Raw genomic sequence first — 25829 nt, forward strand, 5'->3', positions numbered from 1 at the left:
AGCGGTGGGGGTGGCCCGAAGCGTCGGCGCCCAAGCCCCCGACGTCGACTGCTCGGGGTTGATGGTCAGGTGAGCCGAAACAGGTCCTCGACGGGCCCCCACTCCAAGCCTCCGCCAGGAGCCAGAGCGGCTTCACCCCATGACACGCCGAGCAGCCCCTCGTCCGAGTTGCAGGCGAAGCCGACGAGCAGCGCCATGGGCTGCGGGGAGAGGTCTTCGATCGCCTGGCGCAGCAGCGTCCGGTCACGGGCCTCGTCCGGCGTCGGGGGCATCTCCGGCAGGGTCGGTTCTTCGTATCCGGGCTGTGGGCCGAAGAGGATCAACAGGTCGCGAATCAGCTGATTCTTGAAGCGACCCCGGACGCGCCGCATATCGATGCCGCGGCGCTTGGCGTACATCCATGGCAGCAGCAAGTGGTCACGGCAGATGGTGACGCGCACCTGTGCACCCGGCGGATGCACGTCCTTGACATCCGGCAGGTCCTGAAGCTGCTCATGCAGCGACTCGTACTGCTGCTTCCAGCGGGTCGGACCGAAGGCATGATCCGTGTCCAGCGCCGAGGCCATGCGCGCACTCTTGGCGAGTTCGACAGCCCGCTGCAGGGCCTTGGGTATCCGTGCCCGCAGGTCGAGGACCAGGTCCGGGCCGAACTTCTCCACCGACCAGCGGGACGGCTCCTCAGCAACCCCCACGCCATTCACCCCTTGTATCGAGGCGGTCACCGACCGATATAAGGTCTCACATCTGACGATGCAATCGACAGCCCTAACGACGTGGCAGGAGTTGCGCCTGGCCAACGCCGAGGTGCCCAGCGTCGACCAGGCGGGGGTCATCGGATCCTGGGCAGGTGGAGCCGGTTGGTGGGTATCCCGGCGGCGGGGAGTCGGTGCCGGGCCGTGTCGAGCATCGCGGGTGGGCCGCAGACGTAGACGTCCTGGCCGGAACGATATTGGTAGAGGCCGAGGGTGAGCGCGTCGCCCTGTTCGGCGGGAGCGACGCACCGGTCGTGGGAGAACGCCGGCACGACGGTCAGCCAGGGATGAGCCCGATCGAGCTGGTCGAGGGTGATCGAGTCGTAGAGGTCGGCGAAGGTGCGCGCCCCGACGACCAGCGTCACCCGGCGACCGTCCGGTGCGGCGGCGACCTGCTCGACCAGGGCGCGCAGCGGCGCCAGCCCGGTGCCGCCGGCCACCAGCAGCAGGTCACCCCCGCCGGCCGCGCACAGGCCGATGTCGACGGGTGGGCCGAGGTGGAGCAGGTCGCCGGGGCGTACCCGATGGACGAGATCGGGGGAGACGGTGCCGGCGGCCACCGCGCGGACGTGCAGCTCGACGGTGCCGTCGGGGCGTGGGGCGTTGGCCGGGCAGTACCAGCGCCACCGGCCGGGGTGCCGGGGCACGCAGACCGGCACCGCCTGACCTGGCCGGAACGGCAGGCGACGCCAGGGGCGTACGGTCAGGATGGCGACGCCCTCGGCGGCCAGGTCGCGGCCGGTCACCTCGGCCGGCCAGAACGCCGGCCCGTCGCCGACGCGCCCGGCGGCGCGCTCGATGAGCCCCCACGCTCGCGACCACCGCCGATCCCAGTCGGCGGCGAGCTGCGGCGGGCACAGTTGCGCGGCCACCGGCGCCAGCGCGGCACCGATCAGCGGGCCGTGCTCCGGCCGCAGCCGGTACCGGCGGTGGACCCGGCCGAGCACCGCCAACAACGCCAGCCGCCCGGCCCGGTCGGTGCCGCCGCCGACCAGCCGCGCCAACGCGGCGACGACCAGCGGTAACGCCCGCTGCGGCAACAGCCCCGGGCAGCGCTGCTCGATCCGCACCCGGAAGCGCGCGGCAGCCTCGGTGATCGCCCCCGGCGGCTGGTCGTCGGCCGCCAGCACCCCGGTCAGGTAGTCGGCCGCCCGCCGCCGCTGCGCCTCCGGCAGCCCCGGCCAGCCGTCCAACACCACACCGCCGGCCGCGAGCTGCCGGGTCAGGTGCGCGGTGAGCCGATCCAGATCAACCCCGATGAGGTACGGCGACAGCTCCGCGTCCGCCCGCACCAGCCGCAGCCACCGACCCACCGCCTCCTCGCTCACCGGCCCTCCCCCGCCTGGTGCTTCGCGTGGCGGCAGTTGGTGTGCCGGGACTGCCACTGCCGCAACGCCTGCCGCATGCGCTCGGCCTCGGTGTTCGCCGTGGTCAGCTCCCGATGCAGGCGGTCCATTTCGTCGGCGACCCGACCCAGGTAGTCGTACACCTGGGCGGGGTCGATCCCCCGCCAGCGACGGTCGAAAGTGGCGGCCCGGACGTGGTGCGGATGCAGCCGCTCCCCGGTCAGATAGATCATCGCAGCGCCGCCTCCTGCTCGGCGAGCAGCGCGCGGACCTGCTCCTCGCTCAGCCCGCGCTCGTGGAGTACCCGCCGCCCCCACCGGTGCAGCCGGCACGGATGCGGCGCCCGGTCGTTACGGCAGCGCGGCCCCTCGGGCCACTGCTCGGCCGCATGCACGGCCAACGCCCGCACGGCGAAGCCGACGTCCTCGGCGGTCACGTACGGCGGCATCGGCAACTCGCCGAGCGCCTGGTCGATCGCGTCCATGTCCCTCCCTGGCTGTCTGCGGCACCGAGGCGGGCGGGGACGGCAACACGTCTCACCGGTCGACGCCCACCGGAGCCCAGCACCCGCCCCGGGCCATGCGCCCAGCCTCGGCGAAGAGCTGACCAGGAACTACAGCGCCGAAGCAGCCTGTGAGACGCAGAAAAGAGGCATCTGCGTACCCGTGTGATCGACGCAGAGTCACTACAGTGACGACAGAGCGGAGGGAGATCGGCCGTGGCCCTGAAGCGACACCGGCTTTGTCAACGGCGCAAGACACTCGGGTACAGCCAGGAACGTCTGGCCGACCTGCTCGGCGTCGAACGATCTACTGTGGTGCGCTGGGAGAATGCCGAGACGGATCCGCAGCCGTGGCATCGGACCCGGATCGCCTCCGCGTTGGGAGTTACGCTCGAACAGCTCGACGACATGCTCGTCGACGTGTCAATGGCAGTGCATCGAGGGCAGGCTGTGAAGGACATGGAGTGTGATCCCGTTTCCCCCGCTGCTCGGTCTGATCTTCTGGGCGGCCTCCGGACCTTCCTCATCAGCTATCTAACCGACGCCGATCGACCGGCACCCTCGCTCGTGGAGGTCCGGCGTGCTGTAGGCAGGCTGCACAACCACTACCAGCGGGCGAGCTACATGTCGGTCGCCCGGCTGCTGCCAGATGTGCTCACTCAAGCAATGGCCCTGAGCAGCAGTGCCTCCGGTATCCACCGCAGTAGTGCCTTTCGGCTGCTCGCTGCCGCCTACATCGCCGCATCGAAGCTCGCGGCCAAGGTGGGAGATAGCGAGACGACGCTGCTGACAGCTGACCGGGCGTCCACCGCCGCTCACCTCGCCGGCGATCAAGCGCTGGCGGCTGTTGCCGCGTACCAGGCGGCTTGCGGACTGATGCGGCAGCCCGGAAGAACGGCAGACGCCGAGCAAGTGGTGCAAACCAGCATCGACGCTTTGGGCTCGGCTCGGCCTGTCTCCGATCCGGATCTGCTCTCTGTTCACGGGGCACTGCTGCTCCTGGCTGCCGTCATAGCTGGTGGGCAGGGCGACGCGAAGCAAGCAGGCCAGTTACTTGCGCGTGCCGAGGGACTAGCCACGACGTTGGGCACCGACCGAAACCGGCTGTGGACAGGCTTCGGCCCGACGAACGTCGTCATTCACGCGGTGTCGGTGGCCGTGCAAGCCGGCAACGCGGACCAGGCCATACAGATCGGGACGCGGCTCGACGCGTCGCGGCTGCCCACCGTGCTGGTCGGCCGAAGGGCACAGGTGCACGTCGACCTGGCCGCAGCGGCGTTGATGTTGTCCGGCGATAGATCGGTCTCGGTCTTGCACCTGCTCGAAGCCGAGCGGGTAGCCGCCGAGATGGTGCACGCCAACGCGCAAGCCCGCACGATCCTGCTCGACCTGTTGGCTAAGGAGCGCCGGATCGCGACGCCAGGGTTGCGGCCACTTGCGGAGCGGGCCGGATTGCTGGCATGACCCAATCACGAGTGCTCGCCTTGGTCGTCTGCGCGGCTCCTCCGGTACTGCGGATCGGTGAACTGATCGACCTGCTGCAGGAAGCCGGCTGGATCGTCTGTCTCACCGCCACACCGACCGCCGCGACCTGGATCGACCGCGAGGCACTTGCAAAGCAAACCGGCTACCCGGTGCGGGTGGAATGGCGTAAGCCCGGCGAGCCTGAGCCACATCCGCCGGTCACGGCCGTTGCCGTCGTACCAGCGACGTTCAACCTGATCAACAAATGGGCGCAGGGAATCAACGACAACCCCGCGCTCGGGATCCTCAACGAGACGCTCGGTGCCGGCATTCCCGCGCATGTCTTCCCTAGCGTCAAGCCCGCTTTGGCTGCTCACCCAAACTACAATCGGCACTTGCGCTTGCTTCGAGACACAGGGGTCGTCGTAGCACCGCTGGACGGCGACCTGGACTGGCGAAATGTTACTGGTGCGATCGATGCCCCGTGCGCCGAAAGCTCGTGCCAGCAGAGGCGCGGCATGCTGTGACCGTCCTGTCTGCGAATGACTTTCAAGCGAGCACGCCACTACGACTTCTGGTCCTCGCGACGGCGTAACGTCTCGGGAGGTTCGGAGGGGTCAGCAACACCGAACATCTCCATGATCTCGGGAAGTACCGCAATAAGCTTGTCCTGCTGATCCGCGCGCAAACTAGCAACAAACCGCAAGATTGTCGAGGCCAATGCGTCGGCACGGCCTCCCGCCAACGCTGGCTGAGCACTGCGAACAGCATCGCTCAGGCCGCGAATCGCTTCGAATCCCGCATCAACCACTAAATGATCCGGGTTACGTTCGGCGAACCATCCTAAGGCAGTAGCGGGCTCGGCAAGCAGCCGCGCGACGACTTCCGCCCTCGACATGACGCCAGCAGCTTCAAGCTGCTGTCTTCTCCGAGCAGCACAGAAGCTTTCGACCACGCGCATGTGAGCCCGTCGCAAGTAGACCCTGATTTTTGTATCGGAGATTTCAATCGGAGAGCCGCGGTCAGTACCCAGGTCCCTGCACACCAGGTTGAGCTCATCAGCAATTCGACCAGTCGAGACATCCGGCCCAAGCGTGGCAGTCAGTGAAGAGCACTCCTGCCGCACACGCGATTTCACTAGTAGCTCACCGAATCGGTTTTCGCTAACGCTGCCCGGCTCACGCCAGCGCCAACGAGCTTCGACGGCGACAGTGAACAACACTCCAGAAAGGCTACTTGGTAGCTCGTCGGAAAATCGGACCCTTCGCCACATCACTTTGGGGCGTTTAGAAGACCACCACAACAAGGCAGTTCCGATCTCAGAGAGTAGTTCCGTTCCCAGCTGGTTTAAGGGCAGGGCGGAATGGCTCAGCTTGAAGTCCACGACGACCAAAAACAGCTCTCAAGACCTGCCTTCTAAGCTGACGAAAGTATAGTGCACCATCTCGTTCCAGGCTGCCGCTATCTGGGTCGATAAGTGCTTCCAAGACAGAAATGTCTCGCTTGGCAGCCTCCTGGGTGACCTGAAACAGAAGAGCATATGCCGGCTGCTCTCTAAGCGTTCCCGCTGCTATTGCCGTAGCCCACTCTTGAACCAGAAGAGTAGCCTCTACCCGAAAGTCTGCATCTGTAAGCAGGGCAAGCCAGCCAGCCTTGAGACTACTTTCGAGAGGGCTCTGGGAAACTATTCCACCAACAAGGCTGTCAAGGAACCCGACGTAGTCCGGTTCGGGACTAAGCAGCGCTCGGATTCCCTTCTTCCCAGCCCGCTGAACTCCTCCATTTTGTCCGAGCCAAGCAACCAGGGCTTGCAGAACCAAATCCCGGGAGCTGACATTGACCGCAAGCCACCTGAGCGTCTGCGCCGCTTCTTCAGCGACTGTCGAATCCTCGCTAAGGAGTAACCAACGGAGCCGAGTTAAAGCGTATCCCGGATACGAGATGCCGAAGTCACCCTTACATACGCTGAGCACAGAAAGTTGGTTTCCTGCCGACTTGCTTTTAGACCACCTCAATAGCAGCTCTCTGGTGAACTGACTTAGCTCGGGCTCAGCAATCGCCCGTCGAAGGATTTCAGTTGCGAGGTCACGGCGGCCGGTGCTTAGCTCGGCAGTCTTCGCCACAAGTTCGATGATAGAAGGGTCCTTAACATCGCTTGCAAGGTTTACGACTGCGCTGGCCACTCGCGTGGTTAGCAGTTCCTTCTCTCCGGCTTGGGATGGCAGTCCAGCCATCCAGTCGAGGAGAGTGGAGTGCAGATCCCAGTAGTTGAGCCAGACATGTCTAACCACCGTCCGGCCCAGCCCTGGCTTATTCCGATCGAGATAGGCATGGCCATCAATCAGGTCGACTTCAAGTTCCGCCAGTCGCCCCTCGATATCCGGTTGCCCTATCGAGATCTCCGGCTTGAAGTCCGCCCGCAATGCAGCCAGCAGGGCGTGTTGCCCAGAGGTGATGACGCCAGTCGTCTGCCTACCAACAACTGCAAGAGTGAGAAGTAGCGCGCGATGAGGTACCTCCCGCGAATTACGGAACTCCTTTCTGATATAAGCTGGCCACCTCATAAACTCTTCTAGATAGACCTGCACCTCTCCGAAAGTGCGAACCGACCTGCTTGCCATTTTCTTAGCAAGGCGAACCGCAGCTTCCGGCTCCGAGAAAGAAGATAGGGCAGCCAGCACTAGATCATTTCCCGCCCAAGCGAGCCGGTCGGCGTCCGACGTTAGAGCCGCAAGGTGCTTCTGTAGTACGTCAGCCACCGGCGGCGGTTCATGATCGATGCCGAAAGGCAGGTTAATTCTCGCACATACTTCCCATGATTTTTCCGTGACGGTGATGACCATACACGAACCAACAGACTTCAATCGGTCGGCATAGGATACGAGCTCCCGCCCAAATCTGTCAGGAAGCGGGTTAACCTCACCGCCAAGATCCAACAAATACGCTGTCCTAGGCGCAGTGGGAAGGTCGCCCACTGACGGCTTTTCCCAGTCAACAAAAAGCTCGGTTAGAGCAGGAGATTTAGCTTCTGGGGATTTGTCCTCCTGGGTCCACTCGTAAAGCACACACAACGCGGTCGTTCGTTTGCCGGAATTCTCTTGCCCTACAAGCACAAGAACGGAGCTATCCGACACCACGGTCTTCAATTCAGCATGATTGGCGGGCTTAGCGAATAGGGCGTTGTTACGGACCACCCCCAACTCGCTATCAAGCACACCCCCGCCACGAAGCATATCCCTAAGGTAAATTGTCTGATCGCCGAACGCTTGATAAACGTTACCCGCGCCCGTGTTTGCTGCGTATTGAAGGCCAGGGACGCTGGCCAACTTCGTCCGGGCAGGCTCGAAGAGGTTCATCTGTTAAAGCCGGTCCCAAAAATATACTGACTTCCACCGACCTGGTTGACCTGGCTAGAGGATCCGTCAGCTCGAGCTATCTGCGTTACCACTTGCGCCTGCGCCTGCCCGACCTCGCCACCTCTTCGGAGTTCACTCAGCAAAACGGTTAGCTCTGCCGCACGATCAGGGTTACGAATGATTGCCTCAACAGCACAATCGGCCCATTTCTCCGCGATTACACGCTCCAGCGAGGACCGAGCCGCTGGATCAACCGACCCCAGCCTCTCTTTATCTCGCTCGAGTCGGTCGACGATGCGCTCCTCCTCGCCCGCATCTCCAACGCCAATCGATCGGGCAAACTTTCTTTTTATTTTGTTCCAGCCCGAGACTGTCATTGCTGCCACGATAGATCCGCCTGCTTGCACTGCAAGCGCAGTTACCTCCGCTGGAATCTCCACTTTCATCTCCCACTCATACTGCAAGTACTGGCCCTTTCCTTGCCGCACACATACGATAAGCCCACATTTTCGGCTTATTTTTCCGACTTCGCATGCGACAAAACGTGGTGGCGCAGTCTGCAACTAAGGTCGTCTAAGGAATTGAGGTCGCCCTACCTTCCGAAAGGGCTGCCAACGAGCCTACTGGGACAAGTATTGTCCCAGAACCCAAGCCCTCGGCAAGGCATCGATGGCGGGATCTGTTGAAGACCAAACTACATTAGCCCGTGGTCGGCTGGGAGCGGCATCCGCCACCCTTTTCGCTGGTCAGCACGCCATCGTCATGGGCTCCTGGGTTCCGGGTCGCAGATGCAACCGCTGCCGATCACTTCAACTGTCAAAGACCCGACACCAGTCAAGATGATCTTTGCTGCCTTGTTCCCTGCTCATAGCCCGGAGGAACAAAGCTGCCCACCTCGGGCAAAAGCCTCAGGCAGGTTCCCCCGCATCAGTCAAGCGACAGCCTACGCAAATGGTCGCTATTGGCTATGTTGCTTCAATGGCAGATCTTGAGCGGGGTATATACGAAAGCCTCAACACCGGGCGGCTCACCAACACGCTCCAGCATGTCGACCCTAACGTCGTCCAAGAGGCCAAGTTCGAGTCCGCCGAAGCCCACAACCTCCTTGCCCGACACATCGCGGCGCTCGCTCGCCGCGCTCTGCTCGCCGCTCCGGATGGAACAGACAGACTAATCCGCCAGGTTGAGTTGGCAAATCGGATCGCTGAAGGAATAGCCTATGCCGATCCCCTCACGCTCACGAGCGAGGACCAGGTCGTCGACGCCAAGCACATCCTGTACGCCATCGCCGCACCGCCGATTCCCCCAGCCGCACCGACATTTCCACCACGCCCCACCACCCCACTCTCCACCGGCGCGCTGCTGGTCAACGGCCGGCACCAGCCGCGCATCGGTCACGAGGTCGCCCACGAGATGGCCTCCGCCGACCAGGTCGACCTGCTCTGTGCGTTCATCAAGTGGCACGGCCTGCGTCTCATCGAGCCCGCCATCCGTGACCTGGTCAGGAGGTGCTGGACCGTCTGTCCTCGCTTCGCCTCCACCAACGCTACGGATGGCGCGCGCCGCACAAGCCGCTGCTGGTGCTGCTGGCCCTCGCGCGCCTCGCCGACACTGGATCGAGTACCCGCAAATCCGTCTGGGACAACTGCGGCTAACTCTTATCGCTAGTACGGCAGCCGCCAATTGCTAGCTGACCAGGTCGTAGTCGCGGTTCAGCCGTGTGCGTTGGTGGAACCAGCGGGCGCGGGCCTGGTGACGGCGTCGCCAGTTGAGCCAGTGGGTGTCGTGGCCGGGCGGTCTCGGTTGGTGGAGGGTGTTGGCGAGTAGGCGTTTGATCTCGGGGACGGTCAGGGGGATCATTCCGGGCTCGGGTGGTGGCGGCTGGTCTGGTGTGTTCGGTGGCGGGGCTTGGGTGTCGGTGCGGTTGGCGAGGTGGGCGGCGGTGACCGCGCAGACGGCGAGGGCGGCCATGACCAGCACGGTGTGGCGGGCGATCGCGGTGTAGAGGCGGGCCTGGCACTGGTCCAGGCCGAAGTGGTCCTTGCCGAACTCGAAGTCTTCCTCCACCGGCCAGCGTAGTCCGGCGGCGCGGATCAGCCTGGTCTTGGTCAGGGGCTGCCCCTGCGGCACATGGCAGTAGTGAAAGGCCAGCTCGCCGGTGCGCAGGTGACGGCGGACCAGCAGGTGATGGCGGGGCGACGCGGTGGCGATCCACGCCCAGGCGTACCAGCGTTGCCCTTTGGAGCCGGTGCCGGCCGAGCGGACTTCCCATCGGCGGGTGTCGGCGGCCAGCAGCGTGACGGCCTGCGCGCAGGTCAGCTTCGTCTCCGAGGGCAGGTTGATCATGAAAGTGGACGCGACTCGGAGCACGTACGCCTGCCCGTGCTGCTCGAAGAATTCCCGCAACTGGGTGCAGTTGCCGTACACCTCGTCGCCGCAGGCGACGTCGAACACCAGACCATCGGCGAACGCGTCAGCGCAGATGTCGATGGCCAACTGGCCCTTGGTGCGGAACTCCAGCCCCGGCGGCAGTCCCATACCGGCCGCGGCCTGCGGGTCGGTGATGTGCTCGGCCGGGATCCACTGACGCGCCCCGACCAATGCGTGCCCCGTTTTCTCCCGCACGTAGGACAGGTGCACCGTGTTGATGCCGTTCGCGACCCGACCCGCGCACCCCATGTACTGCCGTTTCACCCCACACGTCGCGACGCCCTGCTTCGGCTGGCCCGTCTCGTCCAACGCGCCGACCACCAGGCCACGCCGCCGCCGGCGGCCGGCCGCCGCGTCCAGACCAGCGGCGGCGAACCGCCGCACCTGACTCATCGCGGCCAGGGTGTCCCACACCGCCCGGTTCAACAACCGCTGCGTACGATCCGGCGTGGCGTCCCCGACCTGCTCGGCAATCGTCCACCCGTTCCGTTTCGGCACCTGACTGACCAGCGCCGATACGTACCTGCCCGCGTGCTGCCACGTCTGCGTCCGTACGAAACACGACCGCAGCCGCTCCAACAGCTCAGCCCGTGCCCGCACCGCGCGACTGGCCGCTACCCTGGCAGCAGCAGCCGCCTTCGATTTTGTTGTCCTCACAAACACATGATCAACAGGCGGCTGCGTCCACGTTGCACGCCCCCACCACATCCCGGCAGGTCAGACCGCCAATGGCGGCTGCCGTACTAGTCATCCGTCTACTCTGTTGGGCAAGAGACGAGCGAGGACGGCTTGGTTCGCCTCCCAGCCGTCGGGGAACTTGACCGGCACGTTGAGGTGGACCGGCTCGGCCGACGGGTGGGCGTCCAGCAGCTCCGCGATCCCCGCCCGCGCCACCACGATGCAGGCCTGTCGGTGTCGGGACGTGAGTACGCAGAGCCGCCCCGACTCCAGATGGAACGCGGTCGCGTCGCGCCGTCCCGACAGCGGGTGCAGCACGATCGTCACGTCGTACTCCCGGCCTTGAAGCCGGTTGGCGGTGTCGACGGTGACGCCGGATTCGGCCTCGCCGAGGTGGGCGCGGATGGCGGCGACCTGGTCGCGGTGGGCGGCGCCGATGGCGATCCGGTCGGGGGTGACCGGCGCTCCGCCGGGTTCGCGTTCGGAGATGGCGACCGCCCCGCGTTCCAGCAGCCGGCGGGCCAGGGCGGCGCACGCGGCGGCGGCCTCGGCGTCGGTGCGCAGCGTGTGCCGGGCGGGCAGCTCGTAGAGTGCCCAGCCGGTCGCCGCCGCCGTTTCCAGCGCCGCGTCGACCGGGCCGTGTCCGAAGCCGGCCGTGGTGAACGACAGTGAGCGCTCGCCGGGGGTCGTGCCGGCCTGGAAGCCGGTGAACGGGTAGAACGCCTCGGCGACCACCGGAGCGGCGGACGGCGGCAGGCGCCACGACACCGGCAGGCGGTGTACCGGCAGGTCCGGGTTGTGTCGCAGCAGCGCGGCGACCGCGGACTGCATCGGGTCCCAGGTGAGGCCGACCCAGCATTCGGTCTCGACGGTGGAGAACGGGTCGAGCTGGCCGGGGTCGCCGACGAACAGTGCCCGCTCGAACCTTCCGGCCACGCGCAACAACGCGTCCGACCTCATCTGGTACGCCTCGTCGACGATCGCCCAGCGCCAGCTGCCCTCCGACACCATCGACCACTTGGCGGCCGTACCGATGATGACGGACGGACCACCGAGGTCGGCGACCTTGGCGGCGACCCGGACCGTCCCGTACCGCCTGATCCGCTCGGTGGCGGTGTAGTCGTTCGCCGAGAGGCGACCGATGTGCAGGTCCGGCGCCTGTTGGGCGAGCCGGTCGATCAGGTCGTCGACCTGCTCGTTGGTCTGCGCGATGACGATCAGCGGCTCGCCGGCGCGGGCCAGCTCGGTGGCGGCGCGTACCACCAGGGTCGACTTGCCGGCGCCGGGCGGCGAGTCCACCACCACGCCGCGATGCTTCCCGGAGTGCAGATCGGCCGACACGTTGGTGATGATGTGCTCGGCATGCGCCGCCGGCGTCGTAAGCTCAGTCATCCGCGTGATCCGCCTCCCCTGAGCCCAGCAGCCGCCGGGCCTCCGCCTCCAGCGCGGCGAACTCCTCGGCTGCCTCCCGGTCCGCCTCGGCGAGCTCACGGGCTCGGCGTTGATCGTCGAAGGCGTCGAAGCGTTCGTGAGCGATCCGCTGCATGTCGGCCTGCGAGACCCGGCCGGCGTTGTTGAGCACTTGGCGCTCGTTGAAGTCGAGAAACCGGTCGGTCTGGGTCACCCACTCCGCCATCCGGATCTGCTGGCGCCGCCGTGTCCGGTCCTCCGCGTAGTCGAGGAACATGGTGGTCAGGCGGTTCAGCTCGTCGATCTCTTCGGCGTTCAGATAGTTCTTCGAGATCGTCACATCGCTCTTACGCACGCGCGCCCCGGCCCAGTTAGTGAGGCCCATGTTGGGCGCTTCCGCGTCGGCTCGCATCACGATGAGCTCGGCTGCGGTCCGGCCGGTGACCGCGTAGACCAGCTTGTTCTGGATGGTCGCGAAGAACCTCCGCGCCATCTCGCTGCTGCCGTCGTAGTCGACGCTGGTTTGCGCAAACACGTCCCGCACCTTCTGGTAGAACCGCTTCTCCGAAGCCCGGATGTCGCGGATGCGGGCGAGCAGCTCATCGAAGTAGTCGTGGCCGCCCGGCTCCTTGAGCCGTTCGTCGTTGAGCGCAAACCCCTTGACCAGGTACTCACGCAGCACGGTCGTCGCCCACTGCCGGAACTGGGCGGCACGCGGCGACCGGACCCGGTAGCCGATGGCCAGGATCATGTCGAGGTTGTAGACCTGGACTGTCCGCCGCACCTGGCGGGTGCCTTCCTGGCGAACTATTTCCTGAGAGGAAATAGTTCGTTCATCCTGCTCGCCCTCAGCCAGGACGGCTGAGATGTGCTTGTTGATATTGGGAACCTGGGTGTCGAAGAGCGTGGCGATCTCTGCCTGGGTGAGCCAGACCGTTCCGTCGACCGCTCGCAGCTGGATCTGGGTACGGCCGTCACCGGTTCGGTAGAGGATCATCTCGCTGGTCGGCTCGGTCACGACCATTCCTCCTGGGCGTCTTCGGCGGTCGGGGTGTCGTCGTCGTACGGCGCGGGTGGGCCGCCGTGGGTCCACGGCGTCTCCTCGCGAGACGGGAAGGCGCCAGCCGGGAAGAAGAAGCCGGTGAGCGTGGTCCAGCAGAGCCGCTCCCCCACCTCCGGCACGCTGCCGGCCGGTGGGGTCAGGGACGACCCCATCCCACCGGTCAGCTCCAGCACCACCTCGGCGGTCCCGGCGTCGTTGCGGGCCACCGAGACGACCGTCGCCTTCTGGTTGGTGGGCCGGTGCGGCGAGGCCAGCGTCGTGCCCGGGGTGACCAGCACGACGTCGGCGGTGGTCACCGTGATCCGCGGACGCAGCACGCGCCGCTTGCCGCTGTCGTCGATCCGGGTGGGGTCGGCTGCCGTCACCTCGCCGACGAACGCCTCCCCGGTGAGCCGGTGGTCGGCCATCACCATCGGGTCGTCGTAGGCGCGCTGCACGTCGTACGAGGCCTGGGCGCGTTCCAGCCGGTGCAGCCGCTGGGCTGCGGCGACCGCCGCGTCCCGGCGCGGCTGCGGCACACCGCCGTCGTCCAGATGAGAGCAGTGGTTGGTGAAAGCGTCCCGGTCCTCGGCCCAGCGGCCGGCGACCCGCGATCCGGCCGGCAGGTCGTGCAGCAGCGCCACCGCCCGCCACATCAGTCGCCAGGTCGGTTCGAGCTGCGTCCGCAGTACGTCCTCCAACTCGGCCCGTCGCCGCTCGACCAGCGAGTCAGCCGCGACGGCCCGCTCGTACGCCTCGATGGCCGGCGCCAGGATCTCGTTGTCGAAGCCGGGGTCGGTGGTCGGGCCGGCCGGTGGGCAGGTCACCGGGTCCTCGGCGGCTGCGGCGGCCTGCGTGCCGGTCATGCCGTCCGGTGGGTCGATCCAGGCCATGAGCGCGGCGAGCTGGGCATCTTCGAGAGGGCTCTGCCCGGTGGCCCAGTGCCCGGTGAGCGCCTCGGTCATCGCCAGCAGCGCCGACGATCCGGGGTGCTCGGCCCGGTCGGCGAACCAGGTCAGCCAGCGGCCGAGCAGCGGCACCGACGGGTGCACCGGGTAGTCGCCGTCGGTGCGGCGAAACCGGGTGGAACGGCCGAAGAGCCGGGTGAAGGCGACGCCGCCGGGATTGGGCACGAGCAGTTGCGGCGCGTCGGCGTACCGGACGCGGATGTCCTTGCCCCGGTTCACCGCGACCGCCTCGACATCGCCGCGGAAACTGTCCACGTAGGGCAGCACCACCTCGGCCAACGAAGCGGCGAAGGCGAAGCGCTGGTCGCGGTTCCGTGGCTGCGGCACGATCAGCAGCGTGGGGTTGTCCGGGTCGTCGCCGACCATGGCGGCGAGCGGCGCGTTGGCCTCGCCGGCCAGGGTGAGCGGGACGAAGACCAGCGGCCGGTCGGCGACGTGCAGGTGCCGGACCAGGGTGATCCGCTGCGCGCGTTCCGCGACGACGGCCTCGGCGCGAGCGAGGCTGGTGAGCGTACTCATCAGGCCACCCCGCTCAGCAGCTCGGCCCGCAGCCGGGCGGCGGCGCGCAACAGCTCCGCGGCCTCCTGCTGGTCCTCGGCGGGCGCCCGCTGCTCGCGGGCGATGGCCAGCGCCGTCTCCACCCGCTCGATGCCGCCGAGTTCCTCACGCACGGACTTTCCGAGGGCGGCGGTGCAGCCGTGGGCCTCGTGCCGGCAGAAGTACGCCAGCTCGCAGGCGGCCAGGCACTCGGGCGAGTACCGCGCCTCGACCTCGTTCAGCGCGTCGATCAGCGACTGCGGAGAACGGGTGGGTACGCCCGTGTCGTCGACCGCCAGGTCGAAGCTCAGCGTGGCCGGCAGATCGGCCAGCAGCGCGTCGATCCGGGTCATCCGGGACAGCTGCCGGCGCAGCACGGCGAGCTGCTTGCGCACGTCGACCAGCACCGCCATCGGCTGGTTGGAGAAGTCGCGGGGGCAGACCAGCACCACGTCGTGCGACACGATCTCCGGGTCGTGACCGGCCTCTTCGAGCAGCGTGCGCATCGCCAGCACGTACACGGCGGACTGGATCGCGGCGGCCGCCACCTTGCCCGGGTCGGCGCGGCCGTCGATGACGGCGAAGCTCTTGATCTCGACCACGTGGAACCGGCCGGCGTGCTGGAACGCGATCAGGTCCGGCTCGAGGTATGCCTGCTGGCCGGCGACGTCGAGCCGCAGCAGCGGGTGGTCGAAGAGCGTGCCGGCCTGATCAGGCTGGGCGGCGGCGTGGGTGAGCAGGGTGCGGGCGCGTGCGTACCGCAGGTCGTTGCCTTCCCGGCCGGCCACCGACTCCAGGTCGTCGTAGGCGACCTCCTCGATGTCCAGGTCGAGCAGTTCGCGCAGCAGCCGCAGCAGCTCGGCGCAGCCGTTGGCCTTGACCTGCGCCTCGAACGCGTTGCCTCGGGTGATGGCGAACTGCGACTGGCCGAACCGGGCCGGATGGTCGATGTGCGCGGCGAGGCGCTGCTTGTCGACACCGGCGCAGTCGAGCACCGCTCGCCGGGCGCAGCCCGGGTTGCTGGTGAGGGCCGCGATGGTGCGGGCGTTGTGCCGGGTCGGAGCGACGCCGCCGCGGATGGTGGCCAAGCGCTCAGCGAGGTTCATGCCGACCCCCGGACGACCCGCAGCCGGCTGCCGAAAAGTTGCTCCGCCTCGTCGAGCTGCGCTCGGGCCCGGTCGGCCGCCTCAGCGCGCTGCGCCCGGTCGGCGTCGGCGTGGACCGCCAGCTCGGCGTGGGCGGCCTTGACGACGATCGCCGGCTCGACGGCCTCGTGCCCGCCGACGGCCCCGGGAATGCTGGTGGCGAACCGGCGGAGCAGGCGGGCCACCGCGAGGGTCTGCTCGGGCAGCCGCGCCACCTGCTCGGCGACGTTGATGGCGGCGGTCAGGAAATCCACCCGGAGGCTGAGCGGGCCGATGATGCGCCGCTCCAGCGGCCAGGTCGAGACGGCCAGCAGGCCGCGCGCCGGCGCGAGGTGCTCGGCGGTGAGCGCCGAGCAGAGATGGTACGGCCGGGAGTGCGGGGCGGAGCGGAACGAGCGCTCCTCATCGCGGCGCAGATGGGTCAGCCTGCCCGGGGCGATGCTCTGGCCAGCGGCGCCGAAGAAGGCGTTGTGCACCTCGGCGATGAGCTTCGGTGCGGCCGGGGCGGAGAGCAGGGTGAGGGCGTGGTGGACCTGGTCGCGCATCGACACCAGGGGTGCCTCGACACGTACGGGCTGGGGGTCAGCCTCGGCGTTGTCGGCGAGGTCGATGATGGCCAGCTCCCAGTCCCGCTCGGCGGCGCGCAGCTCGGCACGCAGCGCCTTGGCGCGAGCCGTGTCACGCGCCACCACCGCTCGTCGCACCGCCGCCCGCAGGTCGTCGATTCGACCTTCGAGGTCTTCGATGGGCTCCACCACGGCGGGCATGCTATAAGTTCCAGTGTTTCCCAGCAATCCCCTACATCCGGGATTGTTGATAGAGAAAACACTACTTTCGGTGACGCCCGAATGGGAACCCCCTACGGGCCGCCACCCCTCCCCACTCGATCAGGATTTCGACCGATTGGCCGCAGGCGATCTATCCGATTAGGTGGTTGATCCCAACAGCTCCGACAACATCGAATGCACCCAACAGCCGGACGTCTCAATCACCACTTCAGCGTTGATCATGAGGTTGACGGCAGTGGATGATCTCCATACTGCCGTCAACCTCATGATCAACGGAGAAATCCCCTGCAACGAGCGCGGGCGCTCGAACCACGTGACGGTGTCACCCTCCTGGAAATCCAGAAGATCGCCTACTTTCTCCAGGTCCTGGGGCAGCCGCTACGTCTGGAGTTCGTCCGCGGCCGATACGGTCCGTACGCCGAGAACCTCAACCACGTCCTCGACCGGCTGGAAGGGCACTACCTCACCGGCTTTGGTGACCGCTCCGCACGGGTCGAGGAGCTCCAGCCGATCCGGCTCACCGCCGACGCCGCCGAAGCGGTCGCAGCGTGGTGGGCGGCTGAGGGCTCGTCGCCGCCCGACGCCCTGGAACAACTTTCCCGGCTCGTCGACGGGTTCGAAGCCCCCTACAGCCTTGAGCTGCTGGCCACCGTGCACTATGCGGCTACGTTGCACCCGCCGACCAACGACCTCGCCGAACTGACCGAACGGGTTCGTGGTTGGAGTGGTCGCAAGGCTCGCCTCTTTACGCCTTCGCATATCAAGCTGGCCTACGACCGGCTGGAGTCGGCCGGCCTACTCCCTGCGTTGAATCCTGCTTGATCGTCCGCCGTGCCGGGCTGCGCGCCGCCGCCAACCGCGATGGGCAGCAAGAATGATGAGAGGTGTTGGGTTCCCAGGTGACGGATCTTGAGCGGGGCGTCTACGAGCAGCTTGTCACGCGCGACCTGGCCGATCGGCTCCAGCACATCGACCCTGCGCTGATCCAGCATGCGAAGCTCGACCCGGCTGACGCCCCCGATGCCCTCGCCCGGCACATCGCCATCCTGGCCCGCCGCGCCCTGCACGCTGTCGGTGGCGGCGACGACAAGCTCCACCGCCAGGTCGAGTTGGCCAATCGCATCGCCGACACCATCGCCGTCCTGAGCCCGCAGGCCGCCACAGTCGATGACCAGGTCACCGACGCGAAGCGCCTGCTGCACGCCATCGCAGCACCGCCGACCCCGCCGGCCGCCCCCACCTTCCCGATACGTCCCACCACTCCGCTCTCCACCGGCGCGTTGCTGGTCAACGGCCGCCACCAGCCGCGCATCGGTCACGAGGTCACCCACGAGATGGCCTCCGCGAACCAGGTTGACCTGCTCTGCGCCTTCATCAAGTGGCACGGCCTGCGTCTCATCGAGCCCGCCATCCGTGACCTGATGGACCGTGGCGGCCGGCTGCGGGTCATCACCACGACCTACCTCGGCGCCACCGATCAACGCGCCCTCGACCGGCTCGCCGAGCTGGGCGCCGACATCAAGGTCTCCTACGAGACGCGTACCACCCGCCTGCACGCCAAAGCCTGGCTGTTCCGCCGCCACAACGGCACCACCACCGCGTACGTCGGCTCGTCGAACCTGTCCAAGACCGCGCTGGTCGACGGCGTGGAGTGGAACGTGCGGATCTCCAACATGGAGCAGCCGTACGTCATCGACACGTTCACCGCGACGTTCGAGGATTACTGGCACGACCCGGCGTTCGAGGATTACGACCCCGGCAGGGACGCCGACCGGCTCCGCACCGCGCTGCGTGGGGAGCGCCGCGACGGCGAGGCGCCGACTGAGATCGCCAACCTGGATGTGCGGCCGTACCCGTACCAGGCGGAGATCCTGGCCGACCTCGACGCCGAGCGTAAAGTCCACGGCCGCTGGCGCAACCTGGTGGTCATGGCCACCGGCACGGGCAAGACGATCGTGGCGGCGCTCGACTACCGCCGACTGCACCGCGAGAAGGCCGTCGACTCGCTGCTCTTCGTGGCGCATCAGGAGCAGATCCTGCGGCAGAGCTTGGCGACATTCCGGCAGGTCATGGGGGACGGCAGCTTCGGCGAAACGCTCGTCGGGGGCCGGGCGCCGCAGCACTGGCGGCACGTCTTCGCCTCCATCCAGTCGCTGCACCGGCGGGAGATCGACCCCGAGGCGTACGACATGGTCATCGTCGACGAGTTCCACCACGCGGAAGCACCAACGTACGCGCGACTGCTGGAGCGGCTGCGGCCGCGCGTACTCCTGGGATTGACCGCGACCCCCGACCGCAGTGACGGCGGCGACGTGCGGCGGTGGTTCGATGGCCGCGCCGCCGTGGAGCTGCACCTGTGGGAGGCGTTGGAGCGGCAGTTGCTGGCGCCGTTCCAGTACTTCGGCCTACACGACGACGTGGACCTGTCGCAGTTGCGGTGGAAGCGCGGGCAGGGGTACGACCCGACGGAACTGGACGGCATCTACACCGGCAACGATGCGCGGGCGCGGATGGTGCTGCGGGCGGTACGCGACACCGTCGACGTGGGGCGGATGCGGGCGCTCGGGTTCTGCGTGAGCATCGGGCACGCCGAGTTCATGGCGGACTGGTTCGGCAAGCATGGCGTGCCGTCGGCGGCGGTGACCTCGCGGACCGTGAACCGGCAAGCCCTGCTCAAGGAGTTCAAGGACGGCACGCTCAGGGTGCTGTTCACCGTCGACCTGTTCAACGAGGGCGTCGACCTGCCGATGGTCGACACGATCCTGATGCTGCGGCCCACCGAGAGCGCCACGATCTTCCTCCAGCAGCTCGGCCGTGGGCTGCGCCTGGACGACGACAAGCCCTGCCTGACCGTGCTCGACTTCATCGGCGGGCAGCACGCCAACTTTCGCTTCGACCTCCGCTGGCGCGCTTTGACCGGGGTCAGCCGCCGCGCGATTACCGATGCGGTACGCGACGACTTCCCCTCCCTGCCCAGCGGCTGCCACATTCAGCTCGACCGGGTGGCCAAGGAGATCGTGCTGGCCAACCTGCGCTCGGCGGTGCCGACCTCGAAAACCGGCCTGGCGAAGGAGTTGCGGCTGCTCGGGGACGTGAGCCTGGCCGAGTTCCTGCGCGAGGCCGGCGTGGAAATCGAGGACGTCTACCGGTCTGCGAGCGTCGGCGGGTGGACCGGGCTGCGGAGGCTCGCCGGTCTGGAGACGACGCCACCGGGGCCGGACGACCGCGAGTTGGGGCGGGCGATCGGGCGGATGCTGCACCTGGACGACCCCGACCGGCTCGACCTGCTGACCCGGTTGGCGTCAGGCGAGCGCCCTGCGCCCGGGCGGCTGTGGGACATGCTGCACTTCGACCTCTGGGGGCCGTCCGCGCCGCTCACCGAGCGCGAAGCCCGGCTGTCGCGACTGCTCGCCGAGCCGGCCCGCTGCGCGGAGCTACGGCAGGTCGCCGAGGTGCTGCGCGACCGCATCCACCGGGTCACGCAGCCCGTCGGCGGGCTGCCGCTGCGGGTGCACGCCCGGTACAGCCGCAACGAGGCATGCGCCGCCTTCGGCATGCCCAACCCCGGCTCGCTCCGGGAGGGCGTGAAGTGGCTTCCGGACGCTCGGGCGGACATCTTCTTCGTCACCCTGGTCAAGTCCGAGCAGCACTACTCCCCCACCACCATGTACGCCGACCGGGCCATCACCGACACGCTGTTCCAGTGGGAGTCGCAGAGCACCACATCATCGGCGTCGCCGACCGGGCAGCGCTACATCCACCACGCCCAGCGAGGCTGGACCGTGCACCTCTTCGTCCGGGAAACCCGGGTGCCGGACCGCGACCTCGGCGCACCGGCCTACCTGTACGCCGGCCCGATGACGTACCAGGAGCACAGCGGCGACCGGCCGATGCGCATCATCTGGCGGCTGCACCACCCACTACCCGCCGACCTGTACGCCGCCGCCCGAGCCATCGCCGCGTGACACTCAGCAATTGCGGGCAGCCTTGTAGAGCCCTCGGCAACCACACCCGCCTCGGGGTCAAGTCGACAGATCATGACCTAGTCAGCGGATCGAGGGCGTCGTGGGCCCTGCCGAGCTGAATGCGTCAACGACTCGCGGTGACCGGCCGTCGGTGCAGGGCTTCGAAGCCCTGGCCGGCGGTCAGTGGGGCACTTCGCGCCGTTGACCGACCAGCCGATCGATCGACCGAGTCTGCGACAGCGTATGCGGCTCAGCTCGACAGCGGCCGAACCGCCGTACCGCAGCACGTGCGGGTTGCCTGATCAGGCGGCGTCGATCCTCGGGGTGAACCTCACTTCCAGCTTCCGGTCCAGTGCACGAGCGAGCCGCTCGAGGACGGCCAAGGTCGGAGCGCTGCCGCCAGCCTCGAAGCGGGCTACCGCCGACTGCGTCATGCCTGCCGCCCGTGCCAACTGGCTCTGGCTCCAGCCACTGCGCTCCCGCAGGTGTCGTACCTCCTGGCCAAGCTCGAAGGCCAGGCGTGCCGCATCGTACGCCTCAGCCACACCGGGCTCGGCCATCCGGCGTTCCCGAAGGTCGTTCCAGTCAACCCGATCAGCCATCACGCTGCCCCCTCGACGTGCTCGCAGGCTGGACGGTGTGCCGTCCTACTCGTGGCTCCACTGGGGCCGGCCCGGTCATGCCGCGTACGCAGGGTCTCTCGGCACGGTGAATTCGAGTGTCGCTTCCTCCTCGCCGGCGGGGACGAGGCCCGCGTCGGCGAGGTTCACTCCGGTGCGGGAATAGAGGATGGCGCGACGCCAGCCGGATCGGCAGCCGTGGTCGCGCCAGACAGACGCCGGTATAAGCATTACCCAACCTCCTCAGGTATTACTTATACGCCCTGTTTGCCCGCGTCTCAGCCAGGTTGGCTCGGCAATACGGCCCGCAGCAGCGAGTCGTAGGTTTCGGTGCTGCGCACCAAGCCGACGCCGAGGGAGCGGGCGAAGGCGTCCAACTCCTGCTGCACTTCGCCCGCCGGCCGGTCGCCGCTCACCATCGCCTCGATCTCGAAGAAGGTGCCCAAGCCTTCGACCTCGTCGAGGCAGAGCAGCATCGGGCCGAGGCGAGCGGTCTGACGGGTCTTGACGATCCGGATGGTCGGGTAGAAGCCCATCGCCAGGATCGCGAGGTGCATCTCGCTCCGGGCCAGCACCTCGGTCTCGTGCTCCGCGCAGGCAAGCTCGTTGTCGTACGGCTTCTTCACGCAAAAGGTGTGCCGGCCGTTCTCAGTCCTCAATCGGGCGAATGCCTGGCCGACCTTGCTCTGGCCGTAGCTCCAGCCGTTGGCCGCGTACGCCTGGTCGTCCTGCCGGATCGGCTCGGAGAAGACGCAGCCGCGATCGTTTAGCGCGCGGACCAGCGCGGCCCGATCGGTCACCCGATACTTGACCTCGATTTCCCGAACAGCGTTGGCCATCGCATCCCCATGCGCTACCGCGGTCAGGTACCGGATCACTCAACCACGATCGTATGCCGAATCCCGTTGACGGGTCGCGCACCGCCACGGAAGCTAATCTGCAGCTCAAGCGCGACCTGCCTCCAACCTCACAGGGAAACTCCATACACGTTGCCGCCACCTGTAGTGGATTTAGAGAGGCCGGCAATAGGTGGTGGCGGTGGTGGCGAGATCCATGCCTGGTGGCCGATGTGTCTGAGGGTGCGGGCAGCGCGGGTTGCGGCATCTCGGGGTATTCGGGTGCTCAGGGCGAGCACGGGTTACGGCATGTCGGCCTATCCCGCCCTTCGGGTGGCGCGGGTTGCGGCATGTTGGGCTTTCCGGACCGGTTGACAGCGCGAGTTGCGGCATCCTGTGGCAGAGCCGCGAGTCGCGGCGACCCTGTAGCAGAGCCGCGAGTCGCGGCGACCCTGTAGCAGAGCCGCGAGTCGCGGCGACCCTGTGGCATGCAACGGTGCCGGTAAGGATGTGCTCTCGTCGCCCGGCCGCCGTGCCAGGACCCACCCCGCCGCCCTATTGCCGGTCGCTCTTCCTTGCCCAAGGACCCACGCCCCGCGCGGGCGTCAGGGCTTGTCGCTGGTTGTGGAAGTCTTTCCACGGATGGAATGCTTCCCGAAATGCGGAGCATCACCAGGCACGAATCTGATCCTGCTCGCGGACACGATGCCGCTCGGTCGGCGGTTCTCGGCCGGCTCGCGGTGGTCGCGCTCAGCGTCTGGGCCGCCGTCGACGTGCTGCGCATGATCCTCGCGGTCGGGCGGTACGAAGACCGCATCGTGGTGGTCACGCACGGCAACCCCGACGTGGGGCCGGCCTGGTGGGCGTACGAGATCGCCGATGTCCTGCTGCCGGCGGGCGTGGCGGTGCCGGTGGTGGCCGACCGGGTGTGGCTGCTCGCCACGGTCGTCGCGGCGGTCACGTTTCTCGGCTGGTGGCAGAGGACTCGGCGAGCCAACTGGGGCGGGCTGGCGGCACTGCTCGTCGCGGTCGCGCTTCACCTGCTCGCCCGGCTGTACGACGCGCTCACTTCGCCCGGTGCGGCGGCCTGGGGCACGGGGTGGGACACCCGGCTGGTGGCCTACCCGCTCTGGGTCGCCGGCACGGTCGCCGTGGTGGTCACGGCGTCGCTCTGCGTACGGCTGATCCGGCGGGTCGCCGAGGACCGGCACGCGAGCGCCGACGCGCGCGGCGGCACCGCGCCGGAGTAAGGACAGCCGCCGTGACGCCGGTCGCCCTCACTCCCGAGAGTCGCGCAACGCCCGCAGCACGTCCGCCGCTGACCGCGTCCGCTCGTAGCGGACCTCGTGGCCGTGGCGTCGGGACACGACGAGGCCGGCGCGGCGGAGCCGACCCAGATGGTACGAGACGGTGGCCGGGCTGATTCCGTGCCGCATGGCCAGCTCGGTGGTGGTCAGCGGCGTACCCAGATCGGTCAGGAGCGCGGCCCGGCGGGCACCGAGGATGCCCGCCTGCTCGCCGGCCGGGCCGGGCACCGACCACACCTGGCCGCGCCCGCGCGCCGGGTAGCCGACCATGACCCGGCCGGCCGTGCCCAGATACAGCGCGGGGCGGGGCAGGAACGCCGACGGGGCCAGGATGAGCCCCTGCGCCGCGTCGAGGGACAGTTCGAACGGTGAGTCGAGGGTGAGCCGGTCGCCGTCCCAGGTCAGCCTCGGGTCGAGGGTCCGCAGGATGTCGGCGAGACTCGTCCGGGTCGCCACCGTGGCCCGGTGCCGGACGTCCTCGTCGAGCACCCGGTGCAGGGCGGGCCACATCTCGGCCTGGGTGAGCCGCCAGAAGTGGGCGAGCTGGTCGACGACGCGGTCGCGCAGCGCCGCCTCCCCGCCCCGGGCGAGGACCTCGGCGACCGCGGCCGGCAGCGGCGGCCGGGGGTCGCGCCCGTTCGGGCTGCGCTCCAGCAGGTCGGGTGGGGGCGGGCCGACCCGGAACGCCAAGCGCACCTGCCGGTGGACCTCCTCGGCCGTGGTCGCGGCCACCGCCGCGAGTTCCTCGTCGAGCGTCGGCTCGTAGGTGTCGGGCAGCGGGGACAGGAAGTCGGGAATGTACCCGGCGGCGGCGTTGACCAGCTCGAACAGCACGCCGACCGCGTTCGGGTCGAGAAGGCGTCGGGTGCGGGTGGCCCAGCTGCGCGCGTACGGCGCCCGCTGGGGGTGGGCGAGCACCTCCAGGGCGTTGGTGACCTCCGTCAGCCGCGACAGCGCGAACCGTGACCGGACGAGCCGGTCCGCGTCGACGTGCAGGGTCAGCACAAACCAACATTAGAAGCCTCTCGAATGCTTGGCACCCGCCCTTGGCCCGCTGGTCTCCTGAGCGAGCCGGCCCACGATGCCGGCCGAACGAAGGAGATGCCCATGTCGTACCCGAATGGATCGGTGAGCCGGCGGACGCTGCTGCTGGGGGCGGCGGCCGTGGGCGGCGGTGCCCTCGCCGTCGGTGGCGCTGCCCGCCCCGCACACGCGAAGGATCCGGCGGTTCGCCGGGTCGGCTGCTTCGACGTCATCGCGTTGCGCGACGCCGCCGGCCCGTTTTTCCTCACCTCCGACGCCGCCTTCATCGGGGCGTCGGGAAACGACTGGAGGGCGGCGCGGCGCATCGATCCGGCTGCGTTCGGGCCGGACGGGACGTGGCAGTTGGATTTCCGCTGTTACGCCATCCGCCGTCCCGGCGACCGGTACACGCTGGTGGACACCGGCGTCGGGCCGGAGGGCAGCCCCGCCTCGTCCTGGGCGCCGGTGCCGGGCGCGCTGCCGCGGCTGCTGGCCGACGCCGGCATCGACGTGCGGCGGGTGGACACGGTGGTGTTGACGCACCTGCACGAGGACCATGCCGGCTGGGCGGTCACGGCGGCGGGGGTGCCGATGTTCCCCAACGCCCGGTATGTGGTGCAGCAGCGCGAACTCGACGTGCTGGAAGCCGGTGGCAGCCAGATGCTGGGGTACGTGGTGCGACCGTTGCGGGCGGCGGGGCAACTGCACCCGGTGGACGGCGCGGTGGTGCTCAACGGCGACGCCGCGAGGGACGGGCGCCATAACGCCGCCCGCCGGGGCGCCGCCGGCCGTCGCGGTGGCCGGGTCCGGGTGGTGCCCACCCCCGGCCACACGCCGGGGCACCAGTCGGTGGTGGTGGAGGGCGGCCGGCACGACCAGGTGGTGGTCACCGGCGACGTGCTCGTCCACGCCGTGCAGATCGCCGACCCGGACGTCGCCTACCGGTACGAGGCGGATCAGGATCTCGCCCGGTCGACCCGGCGTCGCCTGCTCGCCGCGGCCCGCCGTGATCGAGCGCTGCTCGCCACCGCGCACCTCAACCGGCCGTTCGTCGCGCTGGACTGAGCCCAGGCGCAGGCCCGATCTTGCTGATCCTCCAATGTGGCATTATGACGGACTCGTGTGCGCGATCTTCGCGCCGGAACATCATGGAGGACTGTGTGCGCGGATCAGCGCGACGGCTGGCCATCTCGATTCTCGCCGCGACTGTTGCGACGGTGACGCTCGCCGCACCCGCACAGGCCGCGACGAATCCGTTCACCGCGGCGCAGGCATGCAACAACGACTTCGGTGGCTCGTGGGCGCACGTCAGTGACGGCCACCGGTCGATCACCGCGCCGAACGGCACCAAGGTGGGCGACGTCTACCTGATGTACAACAGCGCCAGCGGAAACAACTGCGTCGCCACCCTCAAGCGGGTGTCGGTCGGCACGAACAGCGGGGTTTCCGCCGGGATCCGGGTCGAGGGCAGTTCCTGGGTGTACGACCCGGGCAACTACAAGTACTACGCCGCGATCCAGCGTTCCGCCCGCGACAGGTGCGTGATGTACAGCGGCGAGGTCCTGTACGGCACCAGCTGGCAGGGTAATGGCCGGTCCAGCTGGGGCAACTGCGGCTGAGCGATCCGCACATCGGCGTGCGGCCGGTCCCGGGAGGCCGG

The 25829-nt window shown here is 67.9% G+C and carries 24 protein-coding genes and 1 pseudogene; 7 read left to right on the plus strand and 18 right to left on the minus strand.

What is annotated here, in order from left to right; all coding sequences use genetic code 11:
• Nucleotides 1-65 precede the first annotated feature (65 nt).
• The 4 genes from Vqi01_RS26430 to Vqi01_RS26445 form a co-directional block, all read right to left on the minus strand.
• Entirely contained in the window at nucleotides 66-659 is a 594-nt protein-coding gene (locus Vqi01_RS26430) for a hypothetical protein (protein ID WP_204037713.1), read from the minus strand.
• Nucleotides 660-829: 170 nt separating this feature from the next.
• Nucleotides 830-2080, minus strand: coding sequence for an FAD-binding oxidoreductase (locus Vqi01_RS26435; RefSeq protein ID WP_239098685.1), 1251 nt, complete (start codon nucleotides 2078-2080; stop codon nucleotides 830-832).
• A complete protein-coding gene (locus Vqi01_RS26440) occupies nucleotides 2077-2331 on the minus strand; it encodes a DivIVA domain-containing protein (protein WP_204037715.1) in 255 nt (84 codons plus the stop codon). The genes Vqi01_RS26435 and Vqi01_RS26440 overlap by 4 nt, the downstream gene beginning before the upstream one ends.
• Nucleotides 2328-2582: a hypothetical protein gene (locus Vqi01_RS26445; protein ID WP_204037717.1), complete on the minus strand. Its 255-nt coding sequence runs from the start codon at nucleotides 2580-2582 to the stop codon at nucleotides 2328-2330. Before Vqi01_RS26445 ends, Vqi01_RS26440 begins: the two co-directional genes overlap by 4 nt.
• Nucleotides 2583-2816: 234 nt before the next feature.
• Here Vqi01_RS26445 and Vqi01_RS26450 point away from each other — a divergent pair, with 234 nt between their 5' ends.
• Nucleotides 2817-4064, plus strand: coding sequence for a helix-turn-helix transcriptional regulator (locus tag Vqi01_RS26450; protein ID WP_204037719.1), 1248 nt, complete (start codon nucleotides 2817-2819; stop codon nucleotides 4062-4064).
• Nucleotides 4061-4591, plus strand: coding sequence for a flavoprotein (locus tag Vqi01_RS26455; protein ID WP_204037721.1), 531 nt, complete (start codon nucleotides 4061-4063; stop codon nucleotides 4589-4591). Before Vqi01_RS26450 ends, Vqi01_RS26455 begins: the two co-directional genes overlap by 4 nt.
• 38 nt (nucleotides 4592-4629) lie before the next feature.
• Here Vqi01_RS26455 and Vqi01_RS26460 read toward each other — a convergent pair whose 3' ends face one another.
• From Vqi01_RS26460 to Vqi01_RS31690, 4 genes are all read right to left on the minus strand, one after another.
• Nucleotides 4630-5286, minus strand: coding sequence for a hypothetical protein (locus Vqi01_RS26460; RefSeq protein ID WP_204037723.1), 657 nt, complete (start codon nucleotides 5284-5286; stop codon nucleotides 4630-4632).
• 97 nt (nucleotides 5287-5383) lie between these two features.
• Nucleotides 5384-7420: a hypothetical protein gene (locus Vqi01_RS26465; RefSeq protein ID WP_204037725.1), complete on the minus strand. Its 2037-nt coding sequence runs from the start codon at nucleotides 7418-7420 to the stop codon at nucleotides 5384-5386.
• Nucleotides 7417-7866 carry a hypothetical protein gene (locus Vqi01_RS26470; RefSeq protein ID WP_204037726.1) on the minus strand — a complete coding sequence of 150 codons (450 nt, stop codon included), beginning with the start codon at nucleotides 7864-7866 and terminating at the stop codon, nucleotides 7417-7419. The genes Vqi01_RS26465 and Vqi01_RS26470 overlap by 4 nt, the downstream gene beginning before the upstream one ends.
• A 724-nt stretch (nucleotides 7867-8590) precedes the next feature.
• A complete protein-coding gene (locus tag Vqi01_RS31690; RefSeq protein WP_372444440.1) occupies nucleotides 8591-8884 on the minus strand; it encodes a hypothetical protein in 294 nt (97 codons plus the stop codon).
• Between the two features lie 44 nt (nucleotides 8885-8928).
• Between Vqi01_RS31690 and Vqi01_RS31695 the strand changes: the two are divergent.
• A pseudogene (locus Vqi01_RS31695) lies at nucleotides 8929-9042 on the plus strand (phosphorothioated DNA-binding restriction endonuclease family protein); the annotation flags it as partial.
• A 64-nt stretch (nucleotides 9043-9106) separates the two neighbouring features.
• Here Vqi01_RS31695 and Vqi01_RS26480 read toward each other — a convergent pair.
• The 7 genes from Vqi01_RS26480 to Vqi01_RS26510 form a co-directional block, all read right to left on the minus strand.
• Nucleotides 9107-10450 carry an IS701 family transposase gene (locus Vqi01_RS26480; RefSeq protein WP_239098686.1) on the minus strand — a complete coding sequence of 448 codons (1344 nt, stop codon included), beginning with the start codon at nucleotides 10448-10450 and terminating at the stop codon, nucleotides 9107-9109.
• Between the two features lie 147 nt (nucleotides 10451-10597).
• A complete protein-coding gene (locus Vqi01_RS26485) occupies nucleotides 10598-11920 on the minus strand; it encodes an AAA domain-containing protein (RefSeq protein WP_204037728.1) in 1323 nt (440 codons plus the stop codon).
• Complete coding sequence (locus Vqi01_RS26490) at nucleotides 11913-12956, minus strand: virulence RhuM family protein (RefSeq protein WP_204037729.1); 1044 nt, start codon at nucleotides 12954-12956, stop codon at nucleotides 11913-11915. The genes Vqi01_RS26485 and Vqi01_RS26490 overlap by 8 nt, the downstream gene beginning before the upstream one ends.
• Nucleotides 12953-14467, minus strand: a complete 1515-nt coding sequence (locus Vqi01_RS26495; RefSeq protein WP_204037730.1) for a hypothetical protein — start codon at nucleotides 14465-14467, stop codon at nucleotides 12953-12955. The genes Vqi01_RS26490 and Vqi01_RS26495 overlap by 4 nt, the downstream gene beginning before the upstream one ends.
• A complete protein-coding gene (locus Vqi01_RS26500; protein WP_204037731.1) occupies nucleotides 14467-15591 on the minus strand; it encodes a hypothetical protein in 1125 nt (374 codons plus the stop codon). Before Vqi01_RS26500 ends, Vqi01_RS26495 begins: the two co-directional genes overlap by 1 nt.
• A complete protein-coding gene (locus tag Vqi01_RS26505) occupies nucleotides 15588-16388 on the minus strand; it encodes a hypothetical protein (protein ID WP_204037732.1) in 801 nt (266 codons plus the stop codon). The genes Vqi01_RS26500 and Vqi01_RS26505 overlap by 4 nt, the downstream gene beginning before the upstream one ends.
• A gap of 408 nt (nucleotides 16389-16796) precedes the next feature.
• Nucleotides 16797-17075 carry a hypothetical protein gene (locus tag Vqi01_RS26510; RefSeq protein WP_204037734.1) on the minus strand — a complete coding sequence of 93 codons (279 nt, stop codon included), beginning with the start codon at nucleotides 17073-17075 and terminating at the stop codon, nucleotides 16797-16799.
• A 242-nt stretch (nucleotides 17076-17317) separates the two neighbouring features.
• Between Vqi01_RS26510 and Vqi01_RS26515 the strand changes: the two genes are divergently transcribed.
• Entirely contained in the window at nucleotides 17318-20383 is a 3066-nt protein-coding gene (locus Vqi01_RS26515; RefSeq protein WP_204037736.1) for a DEAD/DEAH box helicase, read from the plus strand.
• Between the two features lie 302 nt (nucleotides 20384-20685).
• Here Vqi01_RS26515 and Vqi01_RS26520 read toward each other — a convergent pair whose 3' ends face one another.
• Together Vqi01_RS26520 and Vqi01_RS26525 are read right to left on the minus strand one after the other, a co-directional pair.
• Nucleotides 20686-20985, minus strand: coding sequence for a helix-turn-helix domain-containing protein (locus Vqi01_RS26520; protein WP_204037738.1), 300 nt, complete (start codon nucleotides 20983-20985; stop codon nucleotides 20686-20688).
• A 296-nt stretch (nucleotides 20986-21281) separates the two neighbouring features.
• Complete coding sequence (locus Vqi01_RS26525; RefSeq protein WP_204037744.1) at nucleotides 21282-21842, minus strand: class IV adenylate cyclase; 561 nt, start codon at nucleotides 21840-21842, stop codon at nucleotides 21282-21284.
• A gap of 656 nt (nucleotides 21843-22498) precedes the next feature.
• On the opposite strand from Vqi01_RS26525, the gene Vqi01_RS26530 reads away from it, so the two are divergent.
• Nucleotides 22499-23089 (plus strand): hypothetical protein, encoded by a 591-nt coding sequence (locus Vqi01_RS26530; protein ID WP_204037746.1) that lies wholly within the window; start codon nucleotides 22499-22501, stop codon nucleotides 23087-23089.
• 27 nt (nucleotides 23090-23116) lie between these two features.
• Here Vqi01_RS26530 and Vqi01_RS26535 read toward each other — a convergent pair whose 3' ends face one another.
• The gene (locus Vqi01_RS26535; protein WP_204037747.1) at nucleotides 23117-24151 is read right to left on the minus strand and encodes an ArsR/SmtB family transcription factor; all 1035 of its coding nucleotides are present in this window, start codon (nucleotides 24149-24151) and stop codon (nucleotides 23117-23119) included.
• A gap of 102 nt (nucleotides 24152-24253) precedes the next feature.
• Between Vqi01_RS26535 and Vqi01_RS26540 the strand changes: the two genes are divergently transcribed.
• Both Vqi01_RS26540 and Vqi01_RS26545 read left to right on the plus strand, forming a co-directional pair.
• The gene (locus Vqi01_RS26540) at nucleotides 24254-25234 is read left to right on the plus strand and encodes an MBL fold metallo-hydrolase (protein ID WP_204037749.1); all 981 of its coding nucleotides are present in this window, start codon (nucleotides 24254-24256) and stop codon (nucleotides 25232-25234) included.
• A 95-nt stretch (nucleotides 25235-25329) separates the two neighbouring features.
• Complete coding sequence (locus tag Vqi01_RS26545) at nucleotides 25330-25788, plus strand: hypothetical protein (RefSeq protein WP_204037751.1); 459 nt, start codon at nucleotides 25330-25332, stop codon at nucleotides 25786-25788.
• Nucleotides 25789-25829: the final 41 nt, after the last annotated feature.

This window comes from Micromonospora qiuiae, from assembly GCF_016863555.1.
GTDB lineage: Bacteria > Actinomycetota > Actinomycetes > Mycobacteriales > Micromonosporaceae > Micromonospora > Micromonospora qiuiae.

What these genes read in the sequence shown, in the direction of transcription:
- Vqi01_RS26455 (WP_204037721.1), top strand. Translation starts at nt 4,061, where the DNA reads ATGACCCAATCACGAGTGCTCGCCTTGGTCGTCTGCGCGGCTCCTCCG.
- Vqi01_RS26470 (WP_204037726.1), bottom strand. Translation starts at nt 7,866, where the DNA reads ATGAAAGTGGAGATTCCAGCGGAGGTAACTGCGCTTGCAGTGCAAGCA.
- Vqi01_RS26520 (WP_204037738.1), bottom strand. Translation starts at nt 20,985, where the DNA reads ATGGCTGATCGGGTTGACTGGAACGACCTTCGGGAACGCCGGATGGCC.
- Vqi01_RS26540 (WP_204037749.1), top strand. Translation starts at nt 24,254, where the DNA reads ATGTCGTACCCGAATGGATCGGTGAGCCGGCGGACGCTGCTGCTGGGG.
- Vqi01_RS26440 (WP_204037715.1), bottom strand. Translation starts at nt 2,331, where the DNA reads ATGATCTATCTGACCGGGGAGCGGCTGCATCCGCACCACGTCCGGGCC.
- Vqi01_RS26525 (WP_204037744.1), bottom strand. Translation starts at nt 21,842, where the DNA reads ATGGCCAACGCTGTTCGGGAAATCGAGGTCAAGTATCGGGTGACCGAT.
- Vqi01_RS26445 (WP_204037717.1), bottom strand. Translation starts at nt 2,582, where the DNA reads ATGGACGCGATCGACCAGGCGCTCGGCGAGTTGCCGATGCCGCCGTAC.
- Vqi01_RS26500 (WP_204037731.1), bottom strand. Translation starts at nt 15,591, where the DNA reads ATGAACCTCGCTGAGCGCTTGGCCACCATCCGCGGCGGCGTCGCTCCG.
- Vqi01_RS26530 (WP_204037746.1), top strand. Translation starts at nt 22,499, where the DNA reads ATGCGGAGCATCACCAGGCACGAATCTGATCCTGCTCGCGGACACGAT.
- Vqi01_RS26465 (WP_204037725.1), bottom strand. Translation starts at nt 7,420, where the DNA reads ATGAACCTCTTCGAGCCTGCCCGGACGAAGTTGGCCAGCGTCCCTGGC.
- Vqi01_RS26495 (WP_204037730.1), bottom strand. Translation starts at nt 14,467, where the DNA reads ATGAGTACGCTCACCAGCCTCGCTCGCGCCGAGGCCGTCGTCGCGGAA.
- Vqi01_RS26485 (WP_204037728.1), bottom strand. Translation starts at nt 11,920, where the DNA reads ATGACTGAGCTTACGACGCCGGCGGCGCATGCCGAGCACATCATCACC.